General features: G+C 50.4%; 15 protein-coding genes. 8 read left to right on the top strand and 7 right to left on the bottom strand.

What is annotated here, in order from left to right:
- Positions 1–88 precede the first annotated feature (88 nt).
- The 5 genes from ABD852_RS09950 to ABD852_RS09970 all read right to left on the bottom strand — a co-directional run bounded on the left by ABD852_RS09950 (position 89) and on the right by ABD852_RS09970 (position 5242).
- Positions 89–517: a hypothetical protein gene (locus ABD852_RS09950; RefSeq protein WP_345028318.1), complete on the bottom strand. Its 429-nt coding sequence runs from the start codon at positions 515–517 to the stop codon at positions 89–91.
- A 166-nt stretch (positions 518–683) separates the two neighbouring features.
- Positions 684–2168 (bottom strand): helix-turn-helix domain-containing protein, encoded by a 1485-nt coding sequence (locus ABD852_RS09955; RefSeq protein ID WP_345028319.1) that lies wholly within the window; start codon positions 2166–2168, stop codon positions 684–686.
- A 104-nt stretch (positions 2169–2272) separates the two neighbouring features.
- Entirely contained in the window at positions 2273–3112 is an 840-nt protein-coding gene (locus ABD852_RS09960) for a sugar phosphate isomerase/epimerase family protein (RefSeq protein ID WP_345028321.1), read from the bottom strand.
- A gap of 75 nt (positions 3113–3187) precedes the next feature.
- On the bottom strand, positions 3188–4273 hold the full coding sequence (locus tag ABD852_RS09965; protein WP_345028323.1) for a bile acid:sodium symporter family protein: 1086 nt from the start codon (positions 4271–4273) through the stop codon (positions 3188–3190).
- Positions 4274–4318: 45 nt separating this feature from the next.
- Positions 4319–5242, bottom strand: coding sequence for an alpha/beta hydrolase (locus tag ABD852_RS09970; RefSeq protein ID WP_345028327.1), 924 nt, complete (start codon positions 5240–5242; stop codon positions 4319–4321).
- Positions 5243–5440: 198 nt separating this feature from the next.
- Between ABD852_RS09970 and tpiA the strand changes: the two genes are divergently transcribed.
- The 5 genes from tpiA (at position 5441) to ABD852_RS09995 (ending at position 14044) form a co-directional block, all read left to right on the top strand.
- Positions 5441–6202 (top strand): triose-phosphate isomerase, encoded by a 762-nt coding sequence (gene tpiA / locus ABD852_RS09975; protein WP_345028329.1) that lies wholly within the window; start codon positions 5441–5443, stop codon positions 6200–6202.
- A gap of 99 nt (positions 6203–6301) precedes the next feature.
- Entirely contained in the window at positions 6302–9364 is a 3063-nt protein-coding gene (locus tag ABD852_RS09980; RefSeq protein WP_345028330.1) for a serine hydrolase domain-containing protein, read from the top strand.
- Positions 9365–9434: 70 nt separating this feature from the next.
- Positions 9435–10424: an FAD:protein FMN transferase gene (locus tag ABD852_RS09985; RefSeq protein WP_345028333.1), complete on the top strand. Its 990-nt coding sequence runs from the start codon at positions 9435–9437 to the stop codon at positions 10422–10424.
- A gap of 78 nt (positions 10425–10502) precedes the next feature.
- A complete protein-coding gene (locus tag ABD852_RS09990) occupies positions 10503–11372 on the top strand; it encodes an endonuclease/exonuclease/phosphatase family protein (RefSeq protein WP_425568799.1) in 870 nt (289 codons plus the stop codon).
- Positions 11373–12115: 743 nt separating this feature from the next.
- Positions 12116–14044 (top strand): choice-of-anchor A family protein, encoded by a 1929-nt coding sequence (locus ABD852_RS09995; RefSeq protein ID WP_345028335.1) that lies wholly within the window; start codon positions 12116–12118, stop codon positions 14042–14044.
- Between the two features lie 95 nt (positions 14045–14139).
- Here ABD852_RS09995 and ABD852_RS10000 read toward each other — a convergent pair whose 3' ends face one another.
- Complete coding sequence (locus ABD852_RS10000) at positions 14140–15753, bottom strand: ABC-F family ATP-binding cassette domain-containing protein (protein WP_345028337.1); 1614 nt, start codon at positions 15751–15753, stop codon at positions 14140–14142.
- A gap of 87 nt (positions 15754–15840) precedes the next feature.
- On the opposite strand from ABD852_RS10000, the gene ABD852_RS10005 reads away from it, so the two are divergent.
- From ABD852_RS10005 to ABD852_RS10015, 3 genes are all read left to right on the top strand, one after another.
- Entirely contained in the window at positions 15841–16509 is a 669-nt protein-coding gene (locus tag ABD852_RS10005) for a lysoplasmalogenase (RefSeq protein WP_345028338.1), read from the top strand.
- Positions 16510–16568: 59 nt separating this feature from the next.
- Complete coding sequence (locus ABD852_RS10010) at positions 16569–17477, top strand: SMP-30/gluconolactonase/LRE family protein (RefSeq protein WP_345028340.1); 909 nt, start codon at positions 16569–16571, stop codon at positions 17475–17477.
- Between the two features lie 99 nt (positions 17478–17576).
- The gene (locus ABD852_RS10015) at positions 17577–18785 is read left to right on the top strand and encodes an MFS transporter (protein ID WP_345028342.1); all 1209 of its coding nucleotides are present in this window, start codon (positions 17577–17579) and stop codon (positions 18783–18785) included.
- Positions 18786–18872: 87 nt separating this feature from the next.
- Here the strand turns inward: ABD852_RS10015 and ABD852_RS10020 are convergent, their stop codons facing one another.
- Complete coding sequence (locus ABD852_RS10020; RefSeq protein WP_345028343.1) at positions 18873–20138, bottom strand: WD40 repeat domain-containing protein; 1266 nt, start codon at positions 20136–20138, stop codon at positions 18873–18875.
- Between the last annotated feature and the right edge of the window lie 494 nt (positions 20139–20632).

Genomic DNA, 20632 nt, shown 5'->3' on the forward strand with positions numbered 1-20632 from the left:
AAATGTGCTATTGAGAAATAGCGTTGAGCTGTTCTCCTTCCGGACGGAAGAAACTTTAAAACAAAAAAGAGGAACCGGTCAGGGGGCGTCAGGCCTGGGGCGGCGGATAGTTGGAACCGGGATGTAAGGGGCAGATTTCCTGGAAAGGCATGCTGTAAGTCGCCGTCGGGTGAACAGTCAGCATGATCCAGCTGTACATCGGCGTAGTCGTCTGCTCGTCGTTGTGGTCGTTAAAGTGAATTCCTTCCGGAGCATCTGAAGTCCAGGAGCCATCGCTTTCGTCGCATTCACGCGAAGCGAAGTGACGTATCATAACGGTTTCGGTTACATCGACGTAGCAGGAGGAGCCGAATAAAATTTCATCTTCGTTTTGCAATTGCGCGCCGATCGGTTCTGCCAATGTAAGCGCATCAGCTGACATGAGCGTACGGTTATCCTGTTCAACACCGAAACAGGTAGCCAAAGTAAGCGCAACCAGAAAGGCCGAAAACAAAAAATTCTTTGCCGATAACCTCATGCTCAAAGTGTAAACGGAAAGGGTTCAGCAAAACACCGTGTCCGTAACAAACGGTTCAGATAGAGCCGTCTCTTTGTGAAGACACAAAAATAGCACGAAAAGTTTTAAATAAGAAATAAAATAGCACCTGCCTGTGGCGGGTCAGAGCGGGCAAAAGCCTGCCGGCCTATTCTGAAACGAGCTGTTTCAGTGCATTTTTAAGTAATTCGGTTTTGTTCCGCTTTTGCAAAACTACCGGCGCGGCCATCCTTTCCTTACAAGAGAAAATAGCACAGCGTTCGCAGGTGCCGTTGACTTCGCGGACCTGAAACTCCGGGGATGACGTGAATTTTATTTTTGCACGCGTCGCCTCGTCCAGGAAAATTCCCATGTTCACGCTTACATTCTGAATATCCGGCGCCATATTTTTGGCAAAGCTGACCACCAGGTATTTCTCGCCGGTGTCGGCGTATTGGCTTAGCTGAGCTTTACAAAGGATCTTGCCTTTGGTATCGGTTTCTTCCGAAAGTTCCTGCAGAATGGTGAGCGCGGCCCAGCGACGGCAATAGTGCTCATCCTTTTTGGTATGCGGGTAGTGTTTCCTCCCCAGGTGCAGCTCCTTGGTCATGTCGTAACGGTTGTGCCCGGGATAACCGTTAAAGCGTGCAAAGAACAATTGATTGATGCCGAAATATTTCGGGAACACGTTGCTTGTCCGGTAACAAAAAGATTCCGGGGTGGTGTTAAAGAAGGCAATCATATCCAGCAGCCGCTCGGGTTGCCAGGTCTCCAACGCAAAAAAATCGCGCAGGCGGCTTACGAGCAAAGACCGTTTGATCAGGATGGCGCTAGCGAAGTAGGAGGCGAAATAATTGTTAAGCAGCTGCTCAAAAGATTCTGCTTCTACAAGGGCGGTAGTAAAAAGTCTTTTTTTGAGGTTAAGGAACTGGTACCCCAGTTCTCTGCCCAGTATAAACGTGCGCTGGTCACTTGAAAGACGCTTGTTGAGCAGCAAAAGGCTATGCCCTTTTTTGGGGATCATGACGGATCGCACACTGTCCAGCTCGGGGTGTCCGTTGTCGTCAAGGGTCTGTATCTGGTAGTGGTATTCGTCGGTGAGTAAAGCGGTAAGATATTTTTCGTCGATGAGTTGTTCTTCTGGAACGCCTTTTTCCGAAAGGAAGCGTTCGGCTTCCTGTTCGAGATCCTCGAAGTAATTATCGTACATTTCCTGGTAAGTCCGCAGGGCCGAAAAGTAAAACTGTTCGACCGACATGTTGTAGTTGCGGGCAATTTCGATCAGGGTCCCGATAAATGCGCTGGTTTTGCTGGGGGCCTCGGAGAGCAGCTGCAGCAGCGTAGCCGGGTCTATTCCGAAAAGCTCTAACGGGAGTTCCGTCAGAATTGCGGAGTCGAGCAATTCCGTGATCGGTTCGAGCCGCTTGCTGAGCTTGGGGGAAATCAGGGCGTCGGCGTCCACTTCCATTGCCCCGGCAAGTGCGTTGATCTTATCCGGTTTGGGATATTTTTTTCCTTTTTCGATTTCGTTAATATAAGAAACCGAGAGGCCCGACTTTGCAGACAGATCGCCCAAAGACAGTTTCTTGTCCACCCGCAACTGTTTGAGCTTCAGCCCGAACAGCAATCTTGTGTTTTCTGATTTTAATGCCAAAGCAGGAATTGATCAGTCGTATGTAAAACTATGCTTTTTAAGGGCAAAATAATAGGCTAACCCCGTTTATTTTGAGTTAGCCTATTCAAATTTCTGCAGTAAATTTATTTGATGCGCTGGAACGCTTCCCTGAAATAAGCGACGCTTTTGGCTACGTCGGGGGCGCTGTTCTGCCAGTTATACTCGTACTCCGCCGAAATGGTACCGGTAAACTTCTGACGCTTCATTTCAGCAATCACCTCATCCACCTTGCAGTTTCCCTGTCCCCAGATTACGTCATGGAATTTGCCTTCGGTCGGCCCGGGAACTACATCTTTAAAGTGGAAGCTTACGATTCTGCCGTTGAATTTTTTCATGGATTCAAGCGGGTCGAGGCCTGAACGAACGTAGTGGCCCAAATCGACGCAGGCGCCGATATAAGGACTTTTTGCCAGGTATTTCAGCACAGAATCCGGATGCCAGTAGCGTGATGGCTTGGGGTGGTTATGAATACCCAGCCTGATTTTGTTTTTTTCTGCCATAGGCACCAGGAACGCGAAATGGGAAGGATCCGGCTCGGTATTGATTACTTTGACGCCCAGATCCTTTGCAAATTCAAATAGCTGCGCCCATTCTGCCTCGGTGCCGGCATTAACCACACCAAAAGCAGTCGGCGTGATGCCGTATTTTTTGAACAGCCCTTTCAGTTTAGCCCTTTCTTCTTTGCTCATCTTGTAGTCGACCTTCCCGTCGATGCCACCGCCGATGGTCTGACCGCCGTAGATTTCAACGTTTTTAAGCCCGCAGCTGTCAATTTTTCTCAAGGCCTCATCTAAAGTGAAGAGCCTGAAGGTGTACGCCTGCGCGCCCAGCATCCAGCCGGCCTTGGCCTCGGGTGCTTTCTGGGCTACTGAGGTAATTCCCAGTGCCAGGCAAAGAGCGAGAGTAAGTTGAATAATCCGCATGTAAAAATGATTTAATGGTTTCAATTTGATGGTCGGGTCACAAATGTAGCAACAATCACCAGATTTTTACCTTCACTATTTCGGTTCGTCGCGGGGTGGCCTGCGGTGCCACCAAGAGGCGAGTATGGACCCGGTTATGTTCATCATAGGGCCGAAAAGCGCCGGAGCGAGGCCTATGGTAGCCATTTTGCCCATCTCCTTCGCAATCCCGGAAGCGAGTCCGCCGTTCTGCATGCCTACCTCGATGGCAATGGTACGGCAATCCCGCTCGCTCATCCTGAATAAACGGCCCGACCAGTAGCCGAGCAGGTAGCCTGAAAGATTGTGAATGGTTACCAAAAGAATAAGAATCGGACCTATTGACAGCAGGTGGTCGCGGCCGGCAGCGGTGATGACCACGATGATCGCCGCGATGCCGAACATGGAGACATAAGGCATGCCTTCATCAAGCCATTTTACTTTTCCGCTGAAAAGACGGTTAAAAAGAAGCCCGGCGCCAATGGGTATAATGACCATTTTCATGATGTCCCACATCATATCCAGCGTATTGATTTCCACGAACGCTCCAGCCAGCAATTTCATCAGCAGCGGTGTAACAAAGGGGGCCATCATGGTGGAAATAGCGGTAATCGTAATCGAAAGTGCAAGGTTGGCCTTAGCCAGGTAAGAGATTACGTTCGACGCCATCCCGTTGGGCGAGCAGCCGATCAGGATGATGCCGGCAGCAATTTCAGGCTCCAGGTTGCTGATGCTCGCCAGAGTAAACCCGAGTAGCGGCATGATAATAAAGTGGCTGACTACGCCTATAAAGACCCCTTTCGGCATTTTGACCACTCCAATGAAATCCTGAAGGCCCATGGAGGTTCCCATTCCGAACATAATCAGCTGGATCAGCGGGGTAATCGCGCTCGAAAGCTTGAAATCACCCCACTGGACAAAGTAGGAGGGATAGAACAAGGCGGTTGTGGCCGACGCCAGGATGACGATGGTGTACACAAATCCTTTCAGGGCTGCATGCGTGCTGAAGGTCAGCGCCAGGAAAAAGAGCGCCAGGATAATGGCCGGACCGGAATCGGAAATGCGTCCTGTGAGCAGCATTACAACAAATGCGCCAAACGCCAGCAGCGTTAGTGGCAGGAATAGTTTTTGGATTGATTTCATCCTGTAAAGGTTGGGAATTGGTTTTGAGAGATTAGCCTTGAGCGATTATTGTAGAGGTAAAAAGTTGCCGGCCCGCATCCATTCCAGGCAACGCCCGAACCATTCATCGAATGAAGGGTAGGTGAGGAACCCGTGCTCGCCTTTGGAATAAATATGAAGCCCGGCCGGGATCCGGTATTTTCTGAGCCCCTTGTAGAAGGCCAGGCTGTTTTCGACCGGTACGACAATGTCGGTTCCGTTGTGAACCAGGAAGGTCGGCGGGGTGTTTTCGGAAATCTGGAGCTCGCTTGAAAAGTAGTCGGTTTTTTCGGAAGAAGCTGATTTGCCCAGCAGGTTGTCTTTGGATCCCTGGTGCCCGAACTCTTTGCGGAAACTGATGACCGGGTTGATCAGCAACATGAAATCGGGCCGGATTTCCCCGCTATCCAAACCGGGTCCGGCCGGCCGGCTGAAGTGCACGCCCGTAGTAGAGGCCAGGTGGCCGCCTGCTGAAAATCCCATTATTCCGATTTTAGCGGGATTCACTCCCCATTTGGCTGCATTCTTCCTGACCTGCGAAATTGCTTTCTGGGCATCCTGGAGCGGGCCGATGCTGCGGTCGACCATGGTTTCGTCGCTTGGGAGCCGGTATTTAAGTACAAAGGCCGCTACTCCCATTCGATTGAAGGCCCGTGCAACGTCGCTCCCCTCTCGCTTGGTAAGCAGTCCGCCGTAGCCACCGCCCGGACAAACAATGACTGCCGTACCGTTGGCCATTCCTTTTTCGGGCAGGAACAGGGTCAGTGTCGGGACCGATACCTTGTAGGCCAGGCTGTCTACCTGGTCATTCGCTTTGTGCTCCTCTTTGTTTTCGTGGGGCCGGCTGTTGGGAGTTTCCCCCTCGTATAGCGGGATCACGATTTGTGCTTCTGCTTGTAGTCGAAAAAACAATAGGATCAGTATACCTGTAATAGAAAAGGCCGTATGCATGCGGGTCGATTTTGGTTTATAAAGTCAGGCAGGCGAAAGAGCTACCCTTTTGCCCGTGATTAAACTTTTCCGGGATATGCCACATCAAGTAGTGAAATTCGCTTTTTTGTTTTGTCTAAAATGGCACGAACAATAAAGAAATCCTTTAGTTTTGCTTATGGTAGAAATATGTAAACATTTTATTTCAATTTGAGTTATATGGCGAAAAAGATTGTTGCGGGTAATTGGAAAATGAATAAAACCCTCGATGAAGCATTGATCCTGGTTTCTGAAGTGGTCAATATGGTGAAGGACGAAGTGACCGGGGATGTTCAGGTGCTCCTTTTTCCACCGGCTTTGTATGTATCCACGCTGAAATCTTATGTGAAGGATGCCCCAATGGTCAGTATCGGGGTCCAGAATATTCACCAGAAAGCCTCCGGCGCATTTACCGGGGAGATTTCCGCTCCCATGGTGAAGTCACTGGGGCTGTCTCATGTTTTAATAGGGCATAGTGAACGCCGGGAATATTTCGGAGAAACGAACGAACAACTGGCCGAAAAGGTCGACATTGCGCTTGCCAATGGACTTACACCGATATTTTGCTGTGGTGAATCCCGCGATCTGCGCGAAAATCATGATTACATCGGCTTTGTTAAAAACCAGCTGACTGAAAGCCTGTTCCATCTGACAGCCGAGGACCTTCGTAAAATTGTCATAGCCTATGAACCGATCTGGGCCATTGGTACGGGCCTCACTGCTTCGGCCGAACAGGCGCAGGAGATGCATGCCGCCTTGCGGGGGCATCTGGCGGATAAATACGGAAAGGAGCTTGCTGCGGACATTAGCATCCTGTATGGTGGGAGCGTTGGCGCAGGCAATGCCGCCGAACTTTTTGCCCAGCCTGACGTCGATGGCGGCCTGGTTGGTGGTGCTTCGTTAAAATCACGCGATTTTACTGAAATAATCAAGGCCCGATAGTCGTTTAAGCCCGTAAAACCCCGCTGTATGGCCTTCGCCCTGCTTCATGGTTTTTACGGGCTTGCCGGCATTTTTTTTAATTTTTAAGCGTGGTTGTTGATGAAGCATAGGTTTAGGTATCTATGTTCCGGGAGAGTGCTGGCGATCGTCGGTCTGGTGTTGTTGGTTGGAATTGCGGCGGCCGCTTCATTACTTCAATTGAAGCCGCCGCTTGTTTCCCAATGGCTGAGCATTGCTCCGGAAGTTCCGAAGCCTTCCGGGGCATCGGGAGCTGAAAAATCTCCCCCGGAACCACCCCCTCAGCATGTAGAAGTATTGCCTGCGGCCCCTTGGGTGGACAGCGTCTTTTCGTCACTGACAGTTGACGAAAAGATTGGTCAGCTGTTTATGATCAGCGCTTATTCCAACAAGCGGGAGGCCGAGCACAAAGCGGTGGAAGATCTTATTCGCCAATACAATATTGGTGGCGTATTGTTTTTCCAGGGCGGTCCGGTTCGACAGGCATCCCTGACAAACCGCTACCAGGCAGCGGCGAAGGTTCCCCTGCTGATAGGTCTTGACGCCGAATGGGGCCTTGGAATGCGGCTCGACAGCACCCAGTCTTTTCCAAGACAAATGGCGTTGGGCGCTATCCAGGATCCCGGTCTCCTGTACAAAATGGGCGAAGAAATAGGCCGCCAATGCCGCCGGATAGGTGTACATGTGAATTTTGCGCCGGTCGCCGATATTAATTCGAATCCCAAAAACCCGGTTATCGGGAACCGTTCGTTCGGAGATAACAAAAATAATGTTGCCGTACGCGCTGCGGCCTATATGAAAGGACTGCAGCGTCAGCGCGTTATTGCCGTTGCCAAACATTTTCCCGGCCACGGAGATACAGATATGGATTCGCACCGGACGCTGCCTGTGCTGAACCAAAGTCGCGAACAACTGATAGAAACCGAGCTGTACCCGTTCCGAAGACTGATCAGGGACAGTGTCGTAGCCATTATGAGCGGCCACCTGCAGGTACCTGCCCTGGATTCGCAAAGTGGTCTTCCTGCTTCCCTTTCAAAGCTGGTAATAGAAGGCATGCTCCGCAAGGCAATGGGGTTCAAGGGCATCGTTTTTACCGACGCCATGAACATGAAAGGCGTCCTGAATTCAGGAAAGCCCAGCGAAGTAAACGTGAAGGCCTTGCTGGCCGGCAACGATATGGTGCTGGCGCCGGAACAGGTAGCGGAGTCAATCCAGGCGTTTAAAGCCGCCCTGGCCGAGGGGCGGGTCTCGGAAGCAGTCCTGGATGAAAAAGTCAAGCGTATCCTTAGAGGCAAGTATTTCGCAGGGCTCAGCCAGTATGTGCCGGCGGACCTTAATAGTATCGCAGATGACCTTAATACCGCCCGTGCCGAAGGATTAAAAAGAGAGCTTACCGAGGCGTCGGTCACGGTTGTTAAAAACAAAGCCAGTGTGCTGCCCCTCACCAACCGGTCAACGGTCGCTTCGGTCTCCATTGGCGAAGGTGGCGCTACCCCGTTCCGGAATATGCTCGACAAGCTGGGAACTGTTACCCATTTTGATTTTGCGAAAAGCGGAGACGGATCATCCGGTGCGGGAGCGCTTTTGAAAACGTTAACGGAATATGAGACGGTGATTGTAGGCCTCTACGGCGTTTCGTCGGCTCATGCCAGGAATTTTAATATACCGGGGGAGGCGGTCACCCTGTTGGATTCGCTTCGGCAAATGGGCAGGAAAACGGTGGTATGTGTCATGGGCTCCCCTTATGGCCTTGAAGTCTTGCCGGACGCGGACGCTTTCCTGGTTACGTACCAGGCCGACGCCTATGCACAGGAGGCAGCCGCGCAGATTATTTTCGGGGCGCTCAAACCGAAAGGAATGCTGGCAGCTGCAGCCGGAAGGTTTGCATCGGGTACGCGCGCCGAGGTAGTACAGGTAGAAAGGCTCGGGTATACTGCACCCGATGTGGCCGGATTGAGCGGAGATGTACTGTCGAGCATTGATTACCTCGTGCAGGACGCCATTATGCGGAAAGCTTTTCCCGGCTGCCAGGTTTTGATCGCACATTCAGGACGCATTGTTTTCGAGAAAAACTATGGGAGCCTGACCTACGAAAAACCCGAGCCGGTAACATCGGAAACCCTGTATGACCTGGCGTCAGTTACCAAAATAGCAGCAACTCTGCAGGCGGTGATGTTCCTCTATGACCGGAAGAAAATCAGTCTGGATGAAAAAGTTGCCTTTTATCTTCCGGAGTTGAAAGGTACGAACAAGGCCGATATTACGATCCGGGAGCTGTTGATCCACCAGGGCGGGCTGAGATCCTTTTATCCCAAGCTCTGGGAGTCTACGATGCTGTCGCCGACCCGGCTTTCGGGAACTTACTACAAAAGCGAGCCGGACGATACCTTCTCCCTCCGGGTTTCGCCGACACTCTACGTAAACAATACCGTAAGGGATTCCGTGTGGAGATGGATTATCGAGTCGCCTATGAACCGGAGGAGTAACGGGAAATACCCTTATGTTTACAGTGACCTTGGGTTTTATATGCTGCAAAAGGTGGTGGAACGGGTGAGCGGAACCGGCCTCGATGCATTTGTCTACAAAAATTTTTACCAGCCGCTGGGGCTTAAAAATCTCCTGTATAACCCGCTTGAAAAAACGGGGGCAGATCATATCGCGCCTACTGAAAACGACGGTCGCTACCGCGGCGAACTGCTCCGCGGAACCGTTCACGACCAGATGGCAGCCCTTTGCGGAGGGTTGAGCGGGCATGCCGGGCTTTTTGGAAACGCCCGTGACCTGGCCGTTTTGTTGCAGATGAACCTGTGGAAGGGTGAATATGCAGGCCGGCAGTACCTGAAACCGGAAACGGTTTCCCTATTTACAAGGGCGCAGGAGGGAAAACGGGGATTGGGATGGGACAAGCCCAAAAGCTCCGGGAGCAGTACCTACTTGTCGGACCTTGCCTCCGGGAGCTCCTACGGACATACCGGGTTCACCGGCAACGTGGTCTGGGTAGACCCGGAAAAGGATCTGATCTTTATCCTTTTGTCCAACCGCGTTTATCCGAGTGTTGACAATAACCGTATTAACACGCTTAAAGTACGCAGGCGTATCCAGGATGTAGCTTACGAAGCCTTGCTCCGGAATGAACCGATCTGATGAGGTCTTCGCCCAGGTTCGGCAGCTGAAGTAGCGTTGACGTTTTCTGAATGAAAAGTTCAAAATAATTATGGCCCGTTTTGCCTGTTTTTTTCTGTTTATTCTTGCATCGCACCAGTTTATGGCCGACCCCGGGCAAATGGTGGTATCCGGACGGGCGCAGGGAACCACGTACCGTGTCAAGTATTATGACGGGCAAAGACGTAATTTCAAACGAAGTATCGATAGCCTGCTGGCCGATTTTGATAAATCGCTTTCACTTTACAGGGCTGATTCGGAGATTTCCGTTTTTAACCGTTCACACGCCATCCGTTTTACGTCACCTTATTTTTACCCCGTGCTGAAGAAGGCCGGTGAGGTCAACGCAGCCACCCAAGGCCTGTTTGACCCCACTGTGCTCCCGTTGGTGGAAGCCTATGGTTTCGGACCGGCCGGGCGGAAGAACGAAGCATTTGACCTGGATTCGGTGATGCGTTTCGTAGGGTTTTCAAATATTGAATTCGATTCGGTTTCCGTAAGAAAGTCAAAGGAGGGCGTGAAGCTGGATTTTAATGCGTTGGCCCAGGGGTATTCGGTTGATGTAATTGCACATTTCCTGGAAAGCAATGACATTCATCAATACCTGGTGGAAGTAGGGGGGGAGCTGCGTGGCAAAGGCACGAAACCCGAAGGTGCTCCGTGGATTGTGGGCATTGCCAACCCGGAAGCGCCCGATATGCTGGCCGCTACCGTCAGGATCGCCGACCGCGCTATGGCGACGTCAGGGAATTACCGGAACCATTACCGGAAGAACGGCATTACTTTTACCCATATTGTGGATCCGGTGACGGGGCTCCCCGGGCTGAGCGATATCCTCAGCGTGACTGTATTTGCGCCCGATGCCATGACGGCCGATGCCTATGCGACGGCATTTTTGCTGATGGGTATTGAAAAGCTGAAAGAACGTTTGGGGGATTTCCCGGGTACTGATGTGTATGTGACCTATTCGCTTCCTGACGGAGAAAAAGGTACTTTTGTCAGTGAGGGGCTGCAGCCTTTTGTTTCAGGGACGGAAAAGTAGCGGCCGCGAAGCACCGGCTGCGGGCGTCACAGGATAATAAAACCAGGGAAAATATTTTAACTGTTTAGCTGGAAATATATGATCAAAATTCAACCAATTAAATTCAGTCTGCTGGCTTGTCTGTTGGCAGGAGTCATGACGGCCTGCTCGAGCGTGAAACGACGCCCGGTCAACTATCTGAACGTCGCGAGCTATAATCTGCGATACGACACCAAGAACGATGGAATTAATGCATGGAGCAACCGGAAAGACCAGGTGAACGCATTGATCCGTTATCATGATTTTGATTTGTTCGGAACACAGGAAGGACTTCGCCATCAATTGGACGACATTACCCGGATGCGGGATTACAGGTATACCGGAAGCGGACGGGATGACGGGAAAAAAGCCGGCGAGCACTCTGCTATTTTTTACAAACGGGATAGGTTCAGGCTCCTGGATGAAGGCGATTTCTGGTTGCGGGAAACTCCTGAAACGCCCGGGAAAGGTTGGGATGCCACCTGTTGCAACCGGATCGTATCCTGGGCAAAATTCAAAGATTTGCTTACGAAAAAGGAGTTTTTCTTTTTTAATGCGCACTTTGACCACCAGGGTGTAGTGGCGAGAAAAGAGTCCGGGAAGCTGATCGTTTCAAAGATCCGCGAGATTGCCGGAACTACACCGGTAATTCTGACCGGCGATTTTAATTCAACCCCCGAAACAGAGCAAATTCATACGATAGGGCAATTGCTGAAAGATACAAGACAGGTAACGCAGGCTCCTGCTTACGGACCGGAAGGGACATTTAACAGTTTTGACTGGGATGCCCCGCTGGATCGCAGAATTGACTACGTTTTTGTAAGCGACGCGTTTGAGGTTCTGCGATATGCCGTTCTGACTGATGCCCTGCACAAAAGATATCCTTCCGACCATCAGCCGGTAGCCGTGCAGCTGGTGTTCAAAAAATAGAGTGGGCGATTTTGGTTGATGTGCCGAAGATTGGGGGCGGGAACCTGATTCCCGCCCTTTTTAGTGGTGTGCTCTGATTTTGGATATTATTTGGAATTAGTTTAAAAAAAGTTAAATGAAATTTATATATTTTCCATTCTAAGGTGATCGAGCGGTTTTGTCCGTATTCTTCTATAGATATTTCTCTATATTTGTACAGATCGATCCATTTGAATCGACAAGAAAATATCCGTGGATATGGTGTCCCCCCTCTTGTTCCCCGGGTTCAGGTAATAACAAAAACAAAATTTCGCTTGCTATGGGTTACTGATATCAATTTTACTTCCTGATTTCAGGTGGTCTGCCGGAAATGCAACCTGGTGTTTTAATGCAGCAGCGTTTTTTCGATCGTAGGTCGCCTGATACGCTGCTGCGGGTTGGCATGAGTCCGTGGATCCGGCATTCGGATTACTCCGGGGCATCACCGGTACCGCAGAGACGTTAATGCTCTGGTTACGTATATGGTTAAGGGATTTGCTTTCCTGATCGTATGGCTTGCCTTTTAGCTGCCTTTTGCCCTCCAATAAAGGCAGCCTGGAGGGAGTTCCTGATAATTTCTCAATAAATATCGAAAAGCACATGAACGAATCTGATCGGACATGCTGCGTAAGTATCGCATTTTAATAATGAATAACAAGACGTTTTTTGTAGAGGCCACAAGACGAAATTCGGCCATTTTGCAAGTTTGTTTGTCGTTTTTTGTAATGGTATTATTTAGTCCGGTTGCCCGGCTGATGGGGCAGAAAATTACCGAACCGGCTTTGAACTTTACGATTTTTGTAAAAGAAGAACTACGTTTGACGGCGACTGAAGTAGAAGGTCGCGTGGCGGTGGGTGGCGATCTGATTCTGCAGGGCTCTACCTACCAGATTATTCCCAAAACCAACGACGGCTTCAAATACGGCGGCCTTCCGCTTGGGCTTGCCGTAAGAGGCGGCATTGTTCTTCCCGACGGTTCGGACCTGAAAGTGTCAGCCGGGAACTATGTGAAAATCGGTGATGCCACCCGCCCCAACCAGTTGGCGGTAAATTATGCCGCCGGTGATTTCAGGGTTGGCTATAAGAACGGCGGCGGCGGGAAAATCTCCCTCCAGACCAATCCCGCTCAATTTGGAAGCCCGTTGGTAGGGCCGGCCCATAACCCCGTCGTAGAAAATGTATTCGGCCCCGAAAGCGGAAAATTGGACATCGGCGGCGCTTTTCAACAACTGGGCATTACCTCCGCGGCCCTGGCCCGAAAGCCCGACAATGTAATCCTGCGTGATTTCGATAATGCCGCCTATCGCCTGGACGGTCCGTTTTTATCTACCGCCGGCTTGCCTGCAAAGCCGAAATTTGTATTGGACCCTGACGCGGTCAATGTGATCAATATCTCGGCGGAGGTCTGGAGCAGTTTCAATAATGAAGTCCGCTTTTCCGGGCTGAATGCCAGTCCCGGTTTTGCACTGATCATCAATATCCTGGGTGCAAACAGAACGGTTCGTTTTGCGAATCTACCCGATCTGATGAACAGCAAAGGGCGTGTTGTGTTCAATTTCCCTGACGCAAATGGTGAGGTCAGGCTAACCGGCAACGCGCAGATTGACGGGGTGATTCTTGCCCCGCTGGCGAAAATTGTAAAAGATAATGCCGGCAATCTGGTAGGCCAGGTGATTGCGAGACAATTTGAGCACAATGGTCATGAAATTCACTTCCAGCCATTGACCACCTCGTGGAACGAACGCGCCATTTCAGTGCAGGCGACACCCAGGTGCGCACAGGAAGCCCCCTACCTGGACTACGAAGTGAGCGCCAATTTCGATACGAAAGGTATGCTGGCCAAACTGGAATGGCTTGCACCTGACGGAACCGTGGTTCAAACGCTGCAGGGTCAGCCGCTGAAGAATTCAGTTCTGTTCCCCGGCGCTGCGGTCGATCAGCACGGCGCCGGTATTGCCTGGCCGGGCTGGGAGCGCGGAGAAGATGGAAAATGGGCTGTCGTGGATGATTTGAATTCGAAACTGAGGCAGGAAGGAGCGAAAATCCGGGTTACTCTTGATCCTGTTTACACCGCAACGGTATCTTACCCGAGCTCAACGGAGTCCTGTTTTACAGACCCGCCGCCCTCAGGAACATCGCTGCCGGTACGTCTTCTTTCCTTTGAGGTGAGAGGAGAGGGAAGTGGCGGGGCGCAGTTAAGCTGGTCGGTGGATCAGGCGGTCAATTTTAGTCATTTTGAAGTAGAAAAGAGCGCTGATGCCCGGTCTTTCTCGAAAGTGGCCGATGTAAAGTTTGATAGGAATATCAGGAAGTACAGTATTTCGGATCGGCCGACCGGGCGGGGCACAATCTACTATCGTCTTAAGATGGTTGATCTCGATAATACCGCTGCATACAGTCCTGTTCAATCGATCAGGACGGGAAGCGGGAACCAGGCGATTTTCTCCTACGGGTACCCCAATCCGTTCAACCAGTCGCTCCAGATACAATCCGCTTATGCGCAGAGCGTAAGGGTTTATAACTATGCGGGGCGGTTGATCGACCAGGTCCGGTTGAATGCGGGCTGGAATGTCGTCAACACCAGGGAATGGGAAACAGGCGGATACCTGATCCGAACCGATAACAACGAAATCATCCGGGTGGTTAAACAATAGCCCGTTGTTTCCGAAATGAAAGCGGCCCGCCGATGCAGTATCGGCGGGCCGCTGTTGTATGACGGGTTTCCGTTTCCGGCGGAAGACCGGGACGGTTAATAGAGCCTGGCGCGCTGTTCCCTGACGGTATCGCTTTGAAGATATTCGTCGTAAGTCATCAGCTTGTCAAGCATTCCGTTTGGTCCGATCTCGATAATCCGGTTGGCCACTGTTTGGATGATCTGGTGGTCATGCGAGTAGAAAAACAGGTTGCCCGGGAAGTCGTTCATCCCGTTGTTGAGTGCTGTAATTGACTCGAGATCCAGGTGGTTGGTCGGATCGTCCAGGATAAGCGCATTGGCGCCGGAAAGCATCAGCTTGGAAAGCATACAACGCACCTTTTCGCCTCCCGAAAGCACGCTCGCTTTTTTCAGGGATTCCTCTCCCGAAAAAAGCATTCTCCCAAGAAAACCACGGATAAAACTTTCATCCTTCTCCGTAGAAAACTGCCTCAGCCAGTCTACCAGGTTAAGGTCGGTTTCAAAAAAGCTTGTCGGATCTTTCGGGAAGTAGGAGGTAGTAATGGTTACGCCCCAGTTGAAGGTCCCGGCATCGGGTTTGGATTCTCCTGCGAGGATGTCGAACAAAGCGCTGACGGCGAGCACGTTTTTCCCGACGAAAGCAATTTTATCGCCGCGGTTGGCCATAAAAGATACGTTCCTGAATAAGACGGTACCATCCTCGGCTGTTTTTGAAAGACCGTCTACGCTCAGAATCTGATCGCCTGCTTCGCGGTCTGATTTGAATGCGATATAAGGATATTTCCTGGAGGAAGGTTTGATGTCCTCGATTGTCAGTTTTTCAAGAAGCTTAGCCCGCGACGTAGCCTGCTTTGATTTGGAGGCATTAGCGCTGAAGCGCCGGATAAAATCCTCAAGTTCTTTCCGCTTGTCTTCCGCCTTCTTGTTGGCATCCTGCCTTTGCTTCAGGGCCAGCTGGCTGGACTCGTACCAGAAAGTATAGTTCCCTGAATAAAGCTGTACCTTGCTGAAATCAATGTCTACCACATGGGTACACACCTCATCAAGGAAGTGCCTGTCGTGCGAAACGACGATGACCGTATTTTTAAAGTTGGCCAGGAAGTTTTCAAGCCAGATAACCGTCTCAATGTCGAGGTTGTTGGTCGGTTCGTCGAGGAGCAGCACATCAGGGCTGCCGAATAAAGCCTGAGCAAGCAGCACTTTAACTTTGTCATTGCCGTTAAGGTCCTCCATTTTGGTGTAATGAAGGTCTTCGCTTACACCAAGACCACTGAGAATCTGGGCGGCTTCGGTTTCGGCATCCCAGCCGTTAAGGTCGGCAAATTCGGCTTCCAGCTCAGCCGCCCTCTCCCCGTCGGCGTCTGTAAATTCCTCCTTTTCATAAATGGCCTCACGCTCTTTCATTACCTGGTACAGGCGCGCGTGACCCAGGATAACCGTATCCAGGACCGGGTACTGGTCAAACTGGAATTGGTCCTGCTTCAGGACAGCGAGACGTTCCCCCGGGTTCAGGGCAACCGACCCGGTCTGGGGTTCGATTTCCCCCGAAAGAATTTTCAGGAAAGTAGATTTGCCCGCACCATTGGCCCCGATAATACCGTAGCAGTTGCCCGGGACAAACTTGATGTTAACTTCATCAAATAAAACTCTTTTTCCGTAACGTAGCGATACGTTTTGTACCGTAATCATGCGTATATTAAATTGTTAATTTTCAAAAGGTTCGCAAAGATACTGAAAAAGGCCCGGATTGGCTATTGATTCAACACGGAGGCAGGTATGGAACATGCGTTGAGGAGCACGAACATCTTTATAATTGGCTATCTGGCCATCGGGGCAGGCATTCTCTATGGGCATGTCGCGGACGTGTGGTGGCTACGTTTTTATCTTAAACCCTTTATTATGACGATTCTCCTGCTCGGGTCGGTTACCACGCCCGACCAGAGACAGATAAAGAATAAAAAGGTTTTTTTGCTGGCTATGGTATTTGCCGGTATGGGAGATGTTTTTCTACTGTTCAAAAACTTTTTCATACACGGATTGGGGGCGTTCCTGGTTATGCAGATTCTTTACACCGTTGTGTTTCGGCAGGATATCAAAATGCCGTTGAAATGGCCCGGTGTGAAGCTCGGGGGGATAGCAATGGTCCTGGCGCTGATACTCGGGGTTGTGCTACCGCACCTGAACGATCCCGTGCTGAGCGTGGCCGTCCCTGTTTATGCGTTGAGTATCAGTCTGATGGCTGCTGCGGCGTCTTTCCGGAATTACAGGGTGAGCCGAAAGTCATACCGGATGGTCTTAGCCGGGGCGATCCTTTTCATGGTTTCTGATACACTGATCGCCTATACCTCGTTTGTTCAGCCAATAGCCGGCCAGGGCTTCTGGATCATGTCTACTTACCTTGCTGCACAGTATTTGATTTTCGCCGGCATGCTGAAAACCGGATAATTTTCGCCAATTTTAAACTTGCAACACGCAAATTACTCATACTTCACAACTCACCACTCATGAGAAACCCTGGTTATGCTATTGCGCTGCTTATCCTACTGGCGGTGCAGACCTCGTCGGCCCAGATACAGGACGAAACCGGCCTGGTTGCTCCTAATGCTGAAGTAGTTAAGTTGGGAGAGGGCTATTCATTTACGGAAGGGCCCGTTGCCGATCCGTCAGGAAATGTATTTTTTACGGATCAGCCCAATAATAAAATTCTTAAATGGGAGGCGGAAACGGGGAAGATTTCTGTTTTTTCCGACCAGGCGGGGCGTTCAAACGGGATGTTTTTCGATAACAAAGGCAATCTTATTGCCTGTGCGGATGAGCACAATCAACTCTGGTCAATCAACGCCAGGGGAAAACACAAAGTCCTGGTAAAGGAGCGGGATGGAAAATTGCTTAACGGACCGAATGATGTGTGGGTTCATCCCAACGGGAATATCTATTTTACCGATCCTTTGTACGCACGCGATTATTGGAAGCGCACCCCGGAAAAACAACAGGATGGCGAGCACGTCTATCTCCTGAAACCGGGAAAAAAGGAGCTCATTGTACTCAATTCGGGTGTGGTAAAGCCCAATGGGATTATCGGCAGCCCCGATGGTAAAAATTTGTACATCGCCGATATAGGTGACAAGAAAATCTATCGCTATGTGATAGAGCCCGACGGTACGGTTTCCGGAAGGAGCCTGGCGGCCCCCATGGCTGCGGATGGTATCACGCTTGACGAAAAAGGCAACCTCTATCTGGCCGGGAACGGAATAACGGTTTTTGATAAGAATGCCAGGCAAATTGCGCATATCCCTGTGCGCAAGGGTTGGTCGGCCAATGTTACTTTCGGGGGAACAGACCGCAGACTGCTTTTTGTTACCGCCGGCGATGCCGTCTTTGGGATCAGGATGAACGTGAAGGGCGCTTATTAAGGCCGATCCGGGAACCTCTCCGTGTTTTTCCAGGTTTGATTCTATTAGCCAATCTATTCTTTACCGGAGGGCCTGATCCGGCCCTCGTCTATTTTTTTTATGAGTAATTGGAAACGAACCTTTGCCATTATATGGTCGGGGCAATTGGTGTCGCTGGTAAGTAGTGCATTGGTGAACTTTGCCATTATCATTTGGTTGAGCCTTGAGACCGGTTCGGCAGAGGTATTGGCTTACGCTGCCATTGCCGGAATGCTCCCGCAGTCTGTGCTTGGTTTATTTACGGGTGTCTTTATTGACCGGTGGGACCGGAAGCTGACGATGATGCTGGCCGACGGCTTTATCGCGGCGTGCACCCTTCTGATCGCGGTCGTACTTTATTTGGGAGAAAAGAATCTTGTGCTGGTTTATCTTTTGCTGGCGTTGCGTTCGGTAGGATCTTCCTTCCATTTCCCGGCAATGCAGGCATCTATCCCGCTTTTGGCTCCCCCTTCGGAATTGTTGCGCATCGGTGGTATCAACCAGGCAATCCAGTCCATTTCGGTAATTGCCGGGCCTGCGTTGGGCGCTTTGGCAATTGGCATATTCCCGATCGAGAAAGTCCTTCTGATAGATATTGTCGGGGCGGTTTTTGCAATTGCTTCACTGTTTTTTGTTCATATCCCGAGGCCCGGGAAGCAAAGCGAGGCGCAGAAGGAATCGGTATGGAATGAAATTGTTTCGGGAGTAAAGGCGGTTACCTCTTATAAAGGGCTGGGATTGCTTTTCCTTTTTTCTATTCTGGTTACCTTCTTTATTATGCCGGTTGCCGTTCTTTTCCCGTTGATGACCTTGCAGCATTTTGACGGAAACCCTTTCCAGATGAGTGTAATTGAAGCAGTATGGGGTATCGGGATGTTGTTTGGAGGGAGCCTGCTCGGGTTGGCCGGAGACCGGGGAAACAAAGTGGTGCTTATTAACCTTACTTACATAGTGATGGGCGCCTCGCTTGGCGCATCGGGCCTTTTAGGGAAGGATGGCTTTATTGTCTTTGTAATTCTCACCACCATTTGCGGGGTAGCCTTTACGGTTTATAATGCCAGTTTTACCGCGGTAATACAGCAAAAAGTAGACCCTGCATTCCTCGGACGGGTGTTTTCTATGTTCACAAGCGTGTCGCTGCTTCCTTCTATTCTCGGTTTGCTGGGTACCGGCTTCCTGGCCGATCAGGTGGGAATTGCAGCTACTTTCTTACTGGGAGGCGCCATTATTTGCCTGATTGGCATTTTTTCCTTTTTTGTCAGGGACCTTATGGCGTTGGGACGGGATTAATACCTGCTCCGGTGAGGTACTATTATCCCCCGGGAAATAAAAAAGGGACCCTTTAAAAGGTCCCTTTTTCTTGTTTCAGGAAAAATATCAGTGCACTACGCGGAGGGTATGTGCGCCGCGCTCAACGCTGATTCTGGCTTTTTGCGGGGCCAGCGTGGCGTCGCCTTTGTTGACGGTGTAAAATACTACCGCACCTTTACGGTCGCCGTAATCCAGGTTTTCAAAAATACTTACTGCCAGATTGGAGCCATCTTTGTCGAAAGCGACGCTGCTCGGGTAAATACCTTCAACGATCTGCTCACCACCTTTGGTGAGGGCACCATCGGCACCGACTTTCAGGAGGACTACTTTTCCGCCCTGGCCTACCTCGGGACTGGTCCAGGCGCCGAGGCTGCTACCTGCTACCGCAGCAGCAATCAGGCTGCCGTCGGGGCTTAAGGCAAATGAAGACGGGTTGGCGCCGAGAGCCACTTTGCCTGCGGCGGTATGGTTGCCGGCCTGGGTGTCTACATTTACTGCGATCAGCTCGGCATCACCTGTGCTTTTTCCAAGCTCGCCCTTGCTGTCTACTACGAAATACTTTTTACCGTCAGCCGAAAAACGTCCCATTGTGAGTTTGTCTCCCAATTTAACCGGCTTTCCGACCGTTTCGATATTTTTCAGCTTCCCATTATCGCGTACTATTTTGTAAAGGACAAACTCTCCGCTTGGAGCAAGAGAAGCCGCTATAAAGTCCCCGGAAGGATGAAATGACACATCTACCAGGTTTTGGGTACTGTCTGTATCGATCGGGAGGTAAATCAAACGGGTGGGTTTGCCTTCAGGATCTGTTTCCAGGAAGCCGAGTTTTTTGCCGGCTTCCTCGGTTGAGATAATCAGCTCATTTTTATAAATGTCAACGGAAAGGGGATTGCTTCCGATCGAAAAAGGAAATTTAAGTTTGGGAGATACCGGGTTCACGATATCAACCACATACACGCGCTGCCCTTTGTTTTCGGCAGCAATGTCTTTTACTTCCTTTACGGCATCGGCCGGGCTGGTCTTGGATTCGATCACGAAAGCCAGGCCACCGGTAGAAGGTACCGCTACAGATTTGGAGTAGTTGACAACTGAATTAGGGACCAGGATGGATTGCATCGAACCCGTCCGGGCTACCGGGAATTTTACCGATGTAAGCTTGTCTTTAGCAGCGGCATCACGCAATAATTGACCATCTGAAAAAGTAGATGCGCTCATGTCGGCATCGGACAGAACCACCAGGTTTCGCGCATTGAATTGGATAAGGGAGTTTTGAGAAAAAAGCGGACTAGCTCCAGCAAATAACGCGGCTGCAGCGAAAAAAACTTGTTTCATGTGATATAGGTTAAAACAAAGGTTAAAAAAGTGCTGGTCGAAATATAACAAAAATCACCAACAAATATTTCTAAAACGGATTTCCGATCAATTGTTGTACCCGCAATATAGGTTAATTTGACATTTTTCCTTGTAGCTACAATTATTTTGCAGGCGCATTTTGTCGTTGGGGCAGCGAACTTCAATGGTTCAGTTCTTATGGCGACCTGATTGCACACAGAAGTTTCTTGGTTTGCTTTTCACCACGGAGGCCACGAAGAGCACGAAGTTTTTTTCTGTGAGGGCTTGTGTAGCGGTCTTTGTGTACTTTGCGCTCTTTGTGGTTTATTTTTTACCACGGAGGCCACGAAGAGCACGAAGTTTTTTTCTGTGAGGGCTTGTGTGGCAGTCTTTGTGTACTTTGCGCTCTTTGTGGTTTATTTTTTACCACGGAGGCCACGAAGAGCACGAAGTTTTTTTCTGTGAGGGCTTGTGTAGCAGTCTTTGTGTACCTT

Source organism: Ravibacter arvi, from assembly GCF_039540405.1.
GTDB lineage: Bacteria > Bacteroidota > Bacteroidia > Cytophagales > Spirosomataceae > Ravibacter > Ravibacter arvi.

Bases quoted from the DNA above. Each gene is read 5' to 3' on its own strand.
- ABD852_RS09970 (WP_345028327.1), bottom strand. From the start codon at position 5,242: ATGCATACGGCCTTTTCTATTACAGGTATACTGATCCTATTGTTTTTT.
- ABD852_RS10010 (WP_345028340.1), top strand. From the start codon at position 16,569: ATGAGAAACCCTGGTTATGCTATTGCGCTGCTTATCCTACTGGCGGTG.
- tpiA (WP_345028329.1), top strand. From the start codon at position 5,441: ATGGCGAAAAAGATTGTTGCGGGTAATTGGAAAATGAATAAAACCCTC.
- ABD852_RS10015 (WP_345028342.1), top strand. From the start codon at position 17,577: ATGAGTAATTGGAAACGAACCTTTGCCATTATATGGTCGGGGCAATTG.
- ABD852_RS10020 (WP_345028343.1), bottom strand. From the start codon at position 20,138: ATGAAACAAGTTTTTTTCGCTGCAGCCGCGTTATTTGCTGGAGCTAGT.
- ABD852_RS09990 (WP_425568799.1), top strand. From the start codon at position 10,503: ATGATCAAAATTCAACCAATTAAATTCAGTCTGCTGGCTTGTCTGTTG.
- ABD852_RS09995 (WP_345028335.1), top strand. From the start codon at position 12,116: ATGGTATTATTTAGTCCGGTTGCCCGGCTGATGGGGCAGAAAATTACC.
- ABD852_RS09985 (WP_345028333.1), top strand. From the start codon at position 9,435: ATGGCCCGTTTTGCCTGTTTTTTTCTGTTTATTCTTGCATCGCACCAG.
- ABD852_RS09965 (WP_345028323.1), bottom strand. From the start codon at position 4,273: ATGAAATCAATCCAAAAACTATTCCTGCCACTAACGCTGCTGGCGTTT.
- ABD852_RS09960 (WP_345028321.1), bottom strand. From the start codon at position 3,112: ATGCGGATTATTCAACTTACTCTCGCTCTTTGCCTGGCACTGGGAATT.
- ABD852_RS10005 (WP_345028338.1), top strand. From the start codon at position 15,841: ATGGAACATGCGTTGAGGAGCACGAACATCTTTATAATTGGCTATCTG.
- ABD852_RS10000 (WP_345028337.1), bottom strand. From the start codon at position 15,753: ATGATTACGGTACAAAACGTATCGCTACGTTACGGAAAAAGAGTTTTA.
- ABD852_RS09950 (WP_345028318.1), bottom strand. From the start codon at position 517: ATGAGGTTATCGGCAAAGAATTTTTTGTTTTCGGCCTTTCTGGTTGCG.
- ABD852_RS09980 (WP_345028330.1), top strand. From the start codon at position 6,302: ATGAAGCATAGGTTTAGGTATCTATGTTCCGGGAGAGTGCTGGCGATC.